16 protein-coding genes are annotated in these 12,491 nt (G+C 58.5%); 1 reads left to right on the top strand and 15 read right to left on the bottom strand.

Annotation, left to right across the window (positions count from 1 at the left end):
- Positions 1-88 precede the first annotated feature (88 nt).
- The 10 genes from WBV42_RS08430 to WBV42_RS08385 form a co-directional block, all read right to left on the bottom strand.
- Positions 89-1,009 (bottom strand): carbohydrate ABC transporter permease, encoded by a 921-nt coding sequence (locus WBV42_RS08430; RefSeq protein ID WP_423985633.1) that lies wholly within the window; start codon positions 1,007-1,009, stop codon positions 89-91.
- Entirely contained in the window at positions 1,006-1,935 is a 930-nt protein-coding gene (locus WBV42_RS08425) for a carbohydrate ABC transporter permease (RefSeq protein WP_423985632.1), read from the bottom strand. The genes WBV42_RS08430 and WBV42_RS08425 overlap by 4 nt, the downstream gene beginning before the upstream one ends.
- Positions 1,936-1,947: 12 nt before the next feature.
- The gene (locus WBV42_RS08420; RefSeq protein WP_423985631.1) at positions 1,948-3,216 is read right to left on the bottom strand and encodes an ABC transporter substrate-binding protein; all 1,269 of its coding nucleotides are present in this window, start codon (positions 3,214-3,216) and stop codon (positions 1,948-1,950) included.
- 304 nt (positions 3,217-3,520) lie between these two features.
- Entirely contained in the window at positions 3,521-4,900 is a 1,380-nt protein-coding gene (locus tag WBV42_RS08415; RefSeq protein ID WP_423985630.1) for an APC family permease, read from the bottom strand.
- 168 nt (positions 4,901-5,068) lie between these two features.
- Entirely contained in the window at positions 5,069-5,251 is a 183-nt protein-coding gene (locus tag WBV42_RS08410; RefSeq protein WP_423985629.1) for a DUF7556 family protein, read from the bottom strand.
- Between the two features lie 88 nt (positions 5,252-5,339).
- A complete protein-coding gene (locus WBV42_RS08405) occupies positions 5,340-5,543 on the bottom strand; it encodes a hypothetical protein (RefSeq protein ID WP_253228512.1) in 204 nt (67 codons plus the stop codon).
- Positions 5,544-5,698: 155 nt separating this feature from the next.
- A complete protein-coding gene (locus WBV42_RS08400) occupies positions 5,699-5,854 on the bottom strand; it encodes an ATPase domain-containing protein (protein WP_423985628.1) in 156 nt (51 codons plus the stop codon).
- A 103-nt stretch (positions 5,855-5,957) separates the two neighbouring features.
- Positions 5,958-6,209: a DUF7563 family protein gene (locus tag WBV42_RS08395; protein ID WP_423985627.1), complete on the bottom strand. Its 252-nt coding sequence runs from the start codon at positions 6,207-6,209 to the stop codon at positions 5,958-5,960.
- Positions 6,209-6,427, bottom strand: coding sequence for a hypothetical protein (locus WBV42_RS08390; protein ID WP_253228515.1), 219 nt, complete (start codon positions 6,425-6,427; stop codon positions 6,209-6,211). The genes WBV42_RS08395 and WBV42_RS08390 overlap by 1 nt, the downstream gene beginning before the upstream one ends.
- The gene (locus tag WBV42_RS08385) at positions 6,424-6,684 is read right to left on the bottom strand and encodes a hypothetical protein (protein ID WP_253228516.1); all 261 of its coding nucleotides are present in this window, start codon (positions 6,682-6,684) and stop codon (positions 6,424-6,426) included. The genes WBV42_RS08390 and WBV42_RS08385 overlap by 4 nt, the downstream gene beginning before the upstream one ends.
- A 205-nt stretch (positions 6,685-6,889) precedes the next feature.
- Between WBV42_RS08385 and WBV42_RS08380 the strand changes: the two genes are divergently transcribed.
- Positions 6,890-7,879, top strand: a complete 990-nt coding sequence (locus WBV42_RS08380; RefSeq protein WP_423985626.1) for a hypothetical protein — start codon at positions 6,890-6,892, stop codon at positions 7,877-7,879.
- Positions 7,880-7,900: 21 nt separating this feature from the next.
- Here WBV42_RS08380 and WBV42_RS08375 read toward each other — a convergent pair whose 3' ends face one another.
- The 5 genes from WBV42_RS08375 to WBV42_RS08355 form a co-directional block, all read right to left on the bottom strand.
- On the bottom strand, positions 7,901-9,451 hold the full coding sequence (locus WBV42_RS08375) for a hypothetical protein (RefSeq protein ID WP_423985625.1): 1,551 nt from the start codon (positions 9,449-9,451) through the stop codon (positions 7,901-7,903).
- 107 nt (positions 9,452-9,558) lie between these two features.
- Complete coding sequence (locus WBV42_RS08370) at positions 9,559-10,239, bottom strand: helix-turn-helix domain-containing protein (RefSeq protein ID WP_423985624.1); 681 nt, start codon at positions 10,237-10,239, stop codon at positions 9,559-9,561.
- Between the two features lie 88 nt (positions 10,240-10,327).
- Entirely contained in the window at positions 10,328-10,741 is a 414-nt protein-coding gene (locus WBV42_RS08365) for a DUF6114 domain-containing protein (protein WP_423985623.1), read from the bottom strand.
- Between the two features lie 24 nt (positions 10,742-10,765).
- Complete coding sequence (locus WBV42_RS08360) at positions 10,766-11,371, bottom strand: DUF6230 family protein (protein WP_253228521.1); 606 nt, start codon at positions 11,369-11,371, stop codon at positions 10,766-10,768.
- Between the two features lie 220 nt (positions 11,372-11,591).
- A partial coding sequence (locus WBV42_RS08355; protein ID WP_423985622.1) for a malate synthase occupies positions 11,592-12,491 on the bottom strand: 900 nt, incomplete at its 5' end.

The raw sequence follows: 12,491 nt of genomic DNA, 5'->3' as shown, positions 1-12,491 counted from the left end.
CGAACCGTTTTTCGAGCGTGTCGAGCGTTACTTCAGCCATCGATACCACCGTCGGTTGGATTGAATCGCATTTGTAGATCTGTTTTCGTCATTCTTTCACTGCTCCTTGCGTGAGACCGCTGACGATGTAGCGCTGGAAGAACAGGCCGAACAGGATGCCCGGCAGAGCCGCAATCATGCCACCGGCAGCGAGGTGTGCCCAGTCGATGAAGTCGTCGGCGACGAACAGGGAGACGCCGATTGGCAGCGTCTGTGCGACGTTCGAGGACGTGAGGACGAGCGCGAAGACGAACTCGTTCCACGAGAAGATGAAGGCCAGAATGGCCGTCGCCGCGATGCCCGGTTTCGCCACCGGGAGGATGATCTTGAAGAAGCCCTCCCACGTCGAACAACCGTCGACTTGGGCCTGCTCGTCCAACGAGTTCGGGACGCCGTCGAAGTAGTTCTTCATGATCCACACCGCAAAGGGCAGGTTGAAGAACGTGTACGTCAGGATGAGCGCTATCTTCGTGTCGTACAGGCTTCCCGTGACCGCGCCGATGATCGGCGGGTGGGACATGATCTCGAAGAACGGAACGATGAGCGCGATAGGCGGGATCATCCGCGCGGCGATGATGGACAGCAACAGCGCCTTGTTGCCGAGGAAGTCGTATCGGGAGAACGTGTATCCCGATAGCGTTCCCAGCGTGACACAGATTATCGTCGTCGTTCCGGCGACGATGAGGCTGTTCAGCGTGTACGTGCCGAACGGGCGGTTCTGGAAGATCTCGACGTAGTTCGAAACCGTCGGGTGGTGCGGGTAGAACGTGATGGGGAACGACAGCGTCTCGGACGGTGCCTTCAAACTCGTGATGAGGATGTAGTAGATCGGGAACCACACCACCACGACGTAGAGACCGAGCAGTCCGTAGGCGACCAGTCGCTCGCGGATCACGCTCGGCCACTCGTCTTCCGCGTTCAAGTTCAATCCGCGCCGCAGTCGGCTCATCGTGTCTGTTTTCATACTCATGTTTCGTAGGGGGTCCCTCCGAAGACCTGATAGAGAACCGCAACGATGGCGAACGTCGTAGCGAGCATCACCACGCCGAGGGCGGCACCCTGGCCGGTGTCTCCGAACACCATCGCGGTGCGGTAGAGCCACGAAGCCCACACTTCGGTGGACTTCCCGGGCCCGCCGTGGGTCATCACCCAGACGAGGTCGAGCGCCCGGATGTCGAAGATGATCCGGATGGTGAGCGCGACCAGGATCGACGGTTTGAGGAACGGGTAGGTGACGTTCCGGAACCGCGACCATCGACTCGCGCCGTCCACCTCGGCCGCGTCGTACAACTGCTCGGGAACGTTCTGGAGTCCCGCGAGGAGGATGATGATGATGAAGGGCGTGAACACCCACACGTCGGCGATGATGAGTGCGATCATCGCGAGGGTTCCGTCCGAGAGGAACGGGATCTGTTTCGATATGACGCCGCCGCCGACGAGGACGCCGTTAATCGCACCGTACTGCGTCTGGAACATCCAACGCCACATCAGACCGCTCATCACGTACGGCAGGATCCACGGCACGATGACTGCCGTCCGGATCCAGCCACGTCCCTTCAGATCCTTGTTGAGCAGCATCGCGATGCCGAGTCCCAACAGGAACGAGATGGTGACGCTGAAGCCGACGTAGATGACGGTGTGTTTCGTGAACCGGACGATGTCGGGGTTGACCGTCCCGAACCAGTGGCCGTGCTTGAACAGAAGCGAGGCGAAGTTGTCCAGTCCGACGAACTGTTTTTGCTGTGTAATCGGGTTCGTATAGAACAGACTCGACCACAGGAGTTGGAGCGTCGGATAGAGGATGATGCCGGCTATCCAGATGACCGTCGGTCCCACCGTGAGCGGGATGAACAGCCTATCGAGCCGTCGCCGAAGCGAGCGTGTATTCTCTGCCATATATGCGTGACTCTACAGAATCTTGTTCTTCTTGTACAGCGACTTGATGTCCTGTTGGGCAGCGGTGAGCGCGTCGTGAGCGTCCTTCTTGCCGAGGAAGACGGGCGTGATGTTGGACGAGAGAATGTCGTCGACCTGCGGTTGCAGGCGGTAAATCTCGCTCGTCGCGTGCTTGAGGTTGTACTTCATGTTGTCGCGCAACTCCTTCGGATACTTCTCTTTCACCTCGTCGGAGTCGTACACCGACGGCATGACCGCCGGGTTCCCCTCGACCACCATGTCGGTCTTGCACGATTCCTCCTCGCTCATGAACTCCGCGAACTTCTTCGCGGCCTTCTTGCGCTTCGAGAACGCCGAAACGCCGACGGCGTTCGAATCCTGGAACGTCGCACGCGACGCGGGCCCTTTCGGCGGTTTGGCGATGCCGAGACGGTCCTTCTTCCAGTCCTCGTCGAGCGCACGGGAACCGAGTGGCGTCCATCCCTCGACGGTGGCGAACTTGCCGCCGATGAAGGCGTCGCCGACGTTCCCCTCGTTCATGCTCTGGACGCCGCTCGGGAGGAGCCCCTTCTTTCGAAGCGGCGTCAGGAACTCGTCGAAGACCTTCACTCCTTTGTCCGCGAAGACGGGTTCGTGTTTGTCGTTGAACACCTGGCCGCCCGCCTGCCAGAGGAACTGTTTGAACATGAAAACGTCCTTGTTCGCCCACGTGAACCCGAACGCCGACCGGTCGTTGCCGACCTTGTCGCCGAGTTTGAGAACGTCATCCCACGTGTCCGGCGGCGACGAGATTCCCTGCTTCTCGAAGTACTGCTTGTCGTAGAGGAAGTTGCCCCATTTGCCCAGTTGCGGGGCCATGTACGGCTTCCCGTCGAACATGACGAGTTCCTTGAGATTGTCGGGGAACTTGTTCATGTGTTTCTTCGTGAGCGGAAGCGGTTCGACCCAATCGGCCGCGACGAAGTCGGCGAGCCACCACGTCGGCCCGTTGAAGGCGTCCACTTTGCTGCTCTCGTTTCGCCACTGCGTAATGAGCGTCGTCTTCAGGTTGCTCCACGGAACCTCGTTGACCTCGACCTCGATGCCGGTTTTCTTCTCGAACCGGTCGATGTTCTTCTTGGTTCCGGGGTCGTCCTTGAGACTCCCCGCGTTGAAGAATTTGATCTTGTCGGCCATCTCGCCGCTGCCTCCGTTTTTGCCTCCCTTGTCGCTCTTACTCGAAGAGGTACAACCGGCGAGCGCAGTGGACCCTGCGATACCGAGTGCCCCCGTCGTTTGCATAAATCGACGCCGTGTATGGTTGTGTTCGTCACCCATGACATCCATAACCAAAACAAACGACCCTAATAAATGTTCTGCAAAAACGTTCAAACTTGTTCAAACTCGTGCACTCATTCAGCGGTCGAATACGCAAAAATGAACAGTCTCGGCAGGAAACACTCCACGAGAATTCGGGAGAATGGCGGAATTGGACCGTATTGAGTGGTAATTCACGATGCCGTGCGTACGACTGACCAGTCGTGTTCAAATCTGCACGGATTGCTTCGATCGTTCGTTTCGACTGGAAACGTCACGGCGAGATCATTCATTTGCGCGATATTACGAAGTCGTGCTGGCGGAACAGTTCGGGCCAAATGAGATACCGGACGAGGAAGGAACCAGCGATGAGGACGACGGTGACCAGCGACCAGAGCACTTCGGTCGAACCCAGTCCGACCATCGCAACACTAAGTGCGACGAGAGCGACGGCGGGGAGCGCGTACCCGCCGGGGGCACGAAACGGCGGCGTTACGTCGGGGCGGTAGTAGCGCAGTCCGACGAACGAGACGATGTTGAGCGCGTACGGAAGTCCCGTTCCGACCACGGACGCGATGACGAGCAGTTCGTAGAAATATTCCGGAAAGGCCGTCAGCGCGGCGGCGACGAGGGACACCGTCACGAGTCCGACCCACGGAACCTGAAAGCGCGAATCGACCGCCGCGAAGAACGAGGGGAGCGTGTCGTTCCGCCCCAGTGCGAGGACGATGCGACTGGCGCTCATGGTCCCGACCAGCATGGTCGTGAAGATGGCGACGATCGCGCCGAGCGGGAGGAGATATCGTTGAACCACCGGTAGTCCGAGTTTCGCCGCCGTAACCCCGAGGGGAACTTCGATCACGGCGTTACCGCTTTGGAACGCCGACGTCGGGACGACGCCGTGGAGCACGACGACGACGAGCGTGTAGCCCCCCGTCGTTACGAGAAGCGAGAGTAAAATAGCCCGCGGGACGGTTTTGGCCGGTCGTTTCACCTCCTCCGCGACGGACGGAATCACCGTCCACGCGCCGTATCCCGTGAGCGCCAGTTGAACGGCCGCGAAGAACTTCGCCGGTCCGCCCGTGAAAAATGGCTCGTAGTTCGTCGGTTCGAACTTCGTCAGTCCGGCGGCGACGAAGACGAGGAGAACCGTGAGCAGTAGCGAAGACAGAACGAGGTTCGTCCTACTCGTACTCGTCACGCCGACGAGGTTGACGAGGAAACTCAAGACGATCGCGACGAGCGCTATCGGAACGACGTACCCCTTCATGCTGGGAAACGCGATCCCCAAATACTGGGCGATTGCGAGCGCCGAAATCGTGATACTGAACACCATCCCGATGCAGTAGGACACCCCTTCGATGTAACTGGCGAAGAGGCGGACGAACGGGTTCGGGCCGAACGTTTCGGCGGGAAAGACGGCGGGACCGCCAGCCTTCGGGAACGCGAGCGCGAGTTCCGTGTAGCAGAGTGCGATTACCATCATCAACAGCCCAGCGACCAACCACGCGAGCGTCGAGGCGGGACCGGCCAACCGTCCGGTCGAACCGGGGAAGACGAAAATCGCGGACCCGACCATCCCGCCGACGCTCAACAGCACGCAATCGAGCAACCCCAACTCGCGGGTGAGTCCGCCGTCCCCCGAACTCGCCTCGACGCGCTCGCTCATCGTGATAGCACCATGTCGTTCGATGCTACAGAGAGATTCTATTTAACCATTCTCAAAATAGGTTATCGTAACGAATATGTGATGGAGGGTGGCCGCTCACAGTCCGAAGTATCGAGAGCGACCGCTCTCCGTCGAATCTACTCGCGAAAAGGTCGTCCGTTCGAGGACCTATCGCCACTCGGCCAACGGCATCGTGTCCATCTCGTCTACCGCGACCCACGCGTCGTCCCGCGTGATGTCGGCAATGATCGCCCGGTTTGGATACCGCTCGTCCGCGGTCTCGTCGATCGCGAAGACGATTTCGGGCGTATCCGGTTCCACGTGCCGTCCGTCAGGTACTGCGTTAGTCATGGTTGTTGGTTTGGTCGCTCGTTCGGCGATTCTCCTCATCCGGACGTTCGAGAGGGGGTTAAAAAGACGTTCTGACCGGTCTCTCGAATCACCGCGGTTCGAAATCGTCCGGATCGAACCGATACTCGCCATCGGGTACCGTCGGCCTCGGTTGCATCGGCAGGTCGGGCATGAACATCCAAATCAAGACGAGCATGCCAACGAAAGCGGGGAGAACGGTAAAAAACGGAACGGTCGTACCGAGCCATCGAACTCCCTCCCAGAATCCCAACACCGTGAGTATTGTTCCCATACGTCGCTCGATTGATAGCTCACACTACTATGGTATAATGATACCGATTTTTAATCCAAAATAGCGATTCGGGATTCAGTCGTCGAGTCGCGGCATACCGGTCAATACCCCTTGAAGGTCCTCCATCGGTTCGCCGACTCTGACACCATTTTCCGTTATCTCGAACTTCCCGCTTCGAGAAAACGCAATCCGAGCACGGTCTTTCCCGTGCCTGCTTCACCGTGGAGGACGTACGACCGGTTCGGAATCAGTCCACCGTTCAACACGATGTCGAATCCGCGAACGCCGGTCGATTGTCGTTCGACAGCCATTATCGTACTCCGGAAGCCCTATCGGAAAACAATTATGAATCCTGGTAGTACCAGAAACGGTACATCGACACGCGACACCATGCTCGATTCGACCGACGAGCGGTCAGTCGGGTGTCGTCTGGACGGTTTCGTTTCGGGAGAGTTCGTCGTCCTCGGTCGCACAGGCGTTCCCCGCACGGACAGCACTCCTGTCGAGACAGGCGATGCAACCGTGGACTTCGTCGGTGTTGTCTCCGAACACGCGAGCGAAGCGCGCCGTCACGAACCCCCCGCAGTTCAGGCACCGTCTCGATGACGACCTGCGGTTCGGCGGTCGGACGCGGATTCCGTTCTCGCTGCTGGCCAAGTTCGCCATCAGAGCCCTCGCACGTTGTTCATGCGAACCGCGGTCGTTCTCCCACATCCCGTACACGTACTGACTCGGTACGGTTCGCGCGAGAACGCCGCGTTGTCGCTGTGTTCGTTTTCGGTTCGAATCTCTATCTCGACCTCGTGTACCGTGTCCCGGCCACAGTCGGGACAGGATTCGACGATATCGGTTACGAACCCGTCACCGGACTTCGTCGCGGTCATGGGAAAATCACCCCCGTCGCTGGCCCAGGGCCGAACTGGAAGCGGTCCCGACGGCTCTCCATCTCCCAGCGATATCGGTACGCGGGCGATTCCCGCGGTTCCGCGTCGACTACGACGTCGGTTTCGTGTTGTGGGACTCCATAGAACGTCAACTCCGGGTCGGTCCTTCGCGTCGAATGCTGTGGCGGCCCGTAGAGCGTCTCCTCGATGGAAGGGGTTCTCCTCTCGGTCGTGTCGTTCCGGACTGTAGATTTCATTTGTTTTCGACTCCGTTTGGACCGTCTGTGGTCGTGGGTGCGATTCGCTGACCTATTTCGTACCAGCGTGCGGGATAGAAAAGGAGGTTCTGACCACTTTCTCAAAACGTCGGTCACGATATCGCCCGAGAAACATACCGAGAATTACAAAACAATAATTATAGTTTGGGAGATGATTAAATAGATGGGCATGTTGTAATCGATCATGGGTTCACCGGGTACAGTCCGACTACTGAGCGCCCTTCGAGAGGGGACGCTCGACGAAATTCGACCGGTACTGGACATCGAAACGGGGACGGTCACCTACCCCGACGCGGACGAGTATCTCGACGACTACGACGGGGACACCTTCGAGGTGCTCGAAACGCTGTCCGAACGCGACCTCCTTCACCGCGAGTTTCAGGAGAAACAGTACATCTGTCCTCGCTGTGAAGCGAAGGGAATGCAGTACACGACGGCGTGTCCGTCCTGTGAATCGCCGAACACGATACGAACGGACAGCTATCGCCATCCGGAGTGTGGCTACGAGGGGATGCGGGAGCAGTTCGTCGGCGAGAACGCCGTCGTCTGTCCGAACTGCGAGACCGAACTCGATTCGCTGAAACACCTCGAATCGGATGCGGCACACGTCTGTGAGGACTGTGGCGACGTGTTCGAAAAGCCCGTCAACCGCCTTCGATGCCGTGACTGCCATCACGTCGCCGATCCGCTCCAAACCATCGAGCGGGTGCTGTACCGGTACTTCTTGAGCGAAGACGGAGCCACATGGGTGGACGAGCAACTCGTCGCGCGGCAGGCCCTCGCCGAAGCGTTCGAGGACAGGAAACTCCGAACGGAGATCGACAGTATCGTCACCGACGCGTCGGACGAGGAGGTTCCGGTTCACGTCTACGCACGCGATGACCTGCTGAACGACCACGTCATCGGCGCGGTTTACGAACGTCCCGACAGGGACGACATTTCGGCCCTCAGAAGCCTCGCGTCGGGTGCTGGCGCACGCGCAACGCTCGTCACCACGTCCGGGACCATCGTCGGGAACGACGCCGGAACGCTCCTCACGGACGGCGACCTGACGATCCTTCGGTTGACGAGGGAAGGGACGCTGGAACGCGAGTACGAGGTCGTCGAAGGAACGCATCCGAACAACTCGTTCGTCGGCCGTCTCGCCGACATCTTCAAACCGCAGAACAGCTAAACCGTCGTCGACAACGGGCGGTCAGAATTTCGTCACCGACGAACTAGCTGTCCATTCCAACAGCGATCCGTCGTCCGTTCCGCCGGTTCCGTTCTTCACCGCCGTTCCTATCGTGGAGTTACCGCCCGCGTCAGTACCGGTGCTGGCGTTCCCACCGGCAGTCGACGTATTTTGGATGGCATCCGTCGTGCTGTCAGCGGTCGTCGTGAGACCAGCCACCGTCTTTCCCACGCCACCTGAGACTTCATCCGACGTGTTCTCGACACCATCTGCGACCCCATCTGATGTGTTCTCGATACCATCGCCGACCGTCTCGGTCGTCTCGTCTACCGTCCCAGTGGTTTTACTCGTGGTGTCGTCCACCGTGTTCGTCGTCGTATCGACGCCGTCCGTGACCTTCCCTGTGGTATCGTCCACTTCATCCGTGGCCTTGTCGGTCGTTTTATCGACCGTATCCGTCGTATTGTCCACCCCGTCCGTGATCGTATCGGCACTCCCGTCCGCTTTGTCCGCCGTCTTGTCCACACGGTCCGTGATTTTGTTTGTGGTATCGTCCACCTCACCAGTGAGTCCGTTCGTGGTATTATCGACCCCATCCGCCGTCTCATCGACGCTGTCCGTGACTTTATTCGTGGTATCGTCCACCTCGTCCGTCGTGTTATTCACGCCGTCTAAGACTTTTTTCGTCGTGTCGTCAACCGTGTCCGTGGTGTTATCGACACGGTCCGTGACATTGTCAGTCGTATCGCCGATCGTATCTGTCGTATTGTCCGCGCCGTCCGTGATTTTATCCGTCGTATCGTTCGTCGTGTCGTCCACGCCATCGGTGACGTTCCCGGTGGTGTCGTGTACACGGTCAGCGACATCGTCACGAGTATCGTTCACCCCGTCCGTGACGTTATCGACTCCGTTTCCGACTTTGTTCTTCGTATCGTTGACCTCGTTTTCTGGGTTATTGTCCTCACCCCTTCCCTCAGTGGAGTCGTTCACGATGGTCCCCACTCGGTGAGTCGTGTCGCCGGGTGCAACCGTTCGATTCTCGTTTGCACCCGAGTTCGGTCCAGCGCCCGCGTCGTCGTTCCCGTCATTCGCTTGGTCTCCCCCCGTCAGTAGGGAACGGAATTGGCGGCCGATTCGCTTCGGAACGTCGAACGTTATCGCGTCGGCCGTCGCCCGTTCGAACCGCATGTTCGCCCCCTGAAGTTTCGTCTTCTTCAACACCGCGTCGTGAAACGTCATTCTGATGCCCGCATCGTCCCCAGTCGGCTTCACCTCTAGACAGACCGACTCGGCGTGTATCCGTTCGACCTGAACGCTGAGCGCTGTGTCGTTCGTCCGCGGACCATCACCGATATTTCCGGACATCGCCCCCTCGACGTCGAGACTGTGGGCATTCTGCCGGTAGGCAGGGAAGTTCATGGTCCGGAACGTCACGTTCTGGAAGCAGCGTTTCGCGTCCGAGAACGACTGTTGGGCGGATGCACCCGACGTTTCACGGTGTGTGCCCGTCGCCGGAGATACCGAAGCGATCACGAGACAAAGGATAACCACGAGGATGGTTCGGTGTTTCATCGAATATCACTATCTGCTATGATTGTTCCTACCATACGACCGCAGAGGAATATTTATTCCCGCACTCATGCACGGTTATTTATATCCCGTCGAATCTTCGTTGGACGTCATTCCCGGTGTCCGAAAAGGGTCGAAAAGAGGTGGCACTCCGCCTTTCGGAGGTGTTCGTCGACGGTGCTCGGCGCACAGCCGAGTCGTTCCGCGATGTCCGCATGTGTCGATCGCCGTGGGATCTGATAGTGTCCTTGTTTGACGGCGGTTTCGAGCACCTCGTGTTGCCGATCGGTCAGCCCCGAAAAGAGGTGGTCGGAATCCGGCGCGTACTCCCCCGTCTGTTCGACACGGACGTCGATTTGCTTCGGTAGCTCGCGGAACGCCCGTTGTATCATCTCCTGCTTGCCGACGACGGTGGCGAGGATGTCGTTGGAGTCGGTGTACGTGAGCGGCGTATTGATGATGAGTGCATACTTCTCGACGACGTACATGAGCGTTCCCGCCGGCTCACCCGCTTCGACGTGTATGTAGATGTGAAACAGATCGTCTTGGACGTCGAGTATATCGTAAGCCAAGACCGACTCGTGCGCATCCAACTCCTCGACGAGCCCTTTTGAGCTCCCACGCAGTCGATAGAGAAGCACACCGCCACCGCTGAAGAGGGAGTTGACGTGGAGGAGTTGATCCCGTTGGACGTCGGGCCGTGCAGCGATAACGTCGCCGACTGGATGGATTCCCTTCCCGTCCAGGACTAATTTGAGGGTTAGATATCTCATCATCTTCGATCCTATCACGCACTCATTCTCGAAACGTACATAATTATTTGTTGTCTAAACTGAAGGCTCGGCAATACGATTCGCCCAAAATGGAACCCTCCGACGATCACACTGCCGGTGTTGTTTCTTCGGTGTCGGTCTCGGTGGTCTCAGGTGGTTCCCACGCGACACAGAGCGCACCGCCGAGCGTGCCGAGTATCATCCCCACGCCGAACCCTCCGAGCGCCCCGAAGATCGAGGCGATCGAAAGCAGGATGCCAGCGGCACCGAAGAACTCGGCGAATTCCGGGCGCAGTAGAGCGAAGACACCGCTCAAGAAGACGAAGACTGCGAACACCAACCCCGCAAACATGAACGTACTCGGAACGAGCGCAAAGGTTATCGCCAGTTGTGCGGGGATGATCCCGATGACGAGTCCGGCGAGGATGACGAGGAGTGCACCCCAGAACGGCCGGTCGTGGCGCCACGACGCGAACCTTGTCCGGTACGATGCGAACTGCGTTATGTGAATTGAACTCATATCGTGATCCTCCGTTCGCTCGGATCAGTTTCCTCCCGCTGCACACTGGCTCTTCGGGAAGCTAGTGGTGTTTTTCGGGTTCACGACCGTCTTCACGTGTGCTCCGGAGAGCGTGATGCTCTGTAGGAATTGGCTTTGTGCCTTGATCCTCCCGTCATCGATGACGATGGTCGGTGCCGAGAGCGAGAACGAACTCTTCATGCTGTTGGGATCGGACAGCGTCTTCTGGTTCTCCATCTTGAGGTTCCCTTGGAGATAGGTGAACTTCTGTGTCATTCCCCTGAATTTCACCGTCTTGTCCGAAGAGATCATGAGACGGACGGTGGTACCACCGCCGGGCATTCCCTTCGGAATTTCAACGTCCTTGTACATTTTTAGCCCCTTGATCGATCCTTGGTTGATTTTTGCAACCGCCGACGGGTACGTTCCGCACTCGCTCGAATTCTCAAGCGATGCGTACTGCGTGAACCCTTGACCCTCTAGTTGGTCGAAAGTGACGGTGAATCCACCCACACCTGCCGTGGGCACTGCGATGGCTGTTCCTCCAGTCGCGATTGCGCCGACAGTGGCGGCTTGTAGCACCAACGCTGCACCGATCACGATCGCGAACTTTTTGGTATTGATTGCCATACCCGTACAAAGATAATTTAATACATTAAGGATTGGCGCGGTTTTACACGGTGATATACAAGGGGGTGGATTTTAATTCAAAAATATTACTATGAGATTGATGTGATATTAAAAATATATCGATACTACTCCCTGGTCGATCGACTTCGTCGTAGCACGGGAAAATCGAACTGCAAATCGATGGGCGAGCGGTCGCCGACGAGTGCCGGTGAACCGTTCGTCAGCCGACCTGCATCGCTCGTTCGACCACGTTCTCGCCGTACAGTTCCGCCAACGCCTCGTGTTGGTCGGGCCGGTTCTCGTACACGTCTTGGAACACGGCGATCGGCGTCATCGCGGCTTGGTACGTGGCTTCGTCCCACATTCGGTCGTTCTCGATGTCGACCTCGACGCCGTCGATGACGACGGTCGTCGCCTGCGTCATGGCGATGGCACCCCTCCCCGCTTCCTTCGCGGCTTCGAACTCCTCCATCGAATCGACGATGTCGTCCATGCTCGGGACGTATTCGGTCATGTCCAGCAGTTCCTCGCGGAGTTCGTCCTCGTCGAGTTCCCGCTCGTCGTCGCCGACCTGAAGGCGATAGCCGTCGCCGGTCTCCGACAGTCCGACTCGATTTCCGTCGTAAAACTGTGTGTCGTCCTCCCGTTCGAGGTCGGTTCGTTGGCCGTCAACGTTGAGCAGCCATCTGCCGATTTTCGGCGGCAACGGTGCCTCGTTCGCCGTCACGACTTGGCCGGGGGTCAGCGACCAGATGCCGATCATTCCCTTGGCCCGGTTGGCGGTCATGCGCTCTCGGTAGCCGTCCACGTCCCGGATGTCGTCGTACGGACCGTCGACCGCGATGAGTCCGGCGGCGCTCGCACCGCGCGACGTGTTGTGGCGCAGTTCCTCCCACTCCGGGAGGCCACCGGTGGGCGTCATCGCACGCATGTCCTTGGTGTAATCGACTTCGCCGTCCACGAGCATGAACAGGCGTTCGAGGTTGTTGTCCGGCTTTCCCATCTCCTCGCGGAGGTCGCCCATCGCCAATTCCGCCGCTCCGCTCTCGATGATGACGGACATGGCGAGGCTCCCCTCTTCGAGGCCGTGTTCGTTCTCGACGAGGGTTATGAACTCGTC

It is taken from the genome of Haladaptatus sp., assembly GCF_049589095.1.
Taxonomy (GTDB): domain Archaea; phylum Halobacteriota; class Halobacteria; order Halobacteriales; family Haladaptataceae; genus Haladaptatus.
Note: the sequence above shows the minus strand (reverse complement) of the source record. Positions and strands in the feature narration are given on the sequence as shown.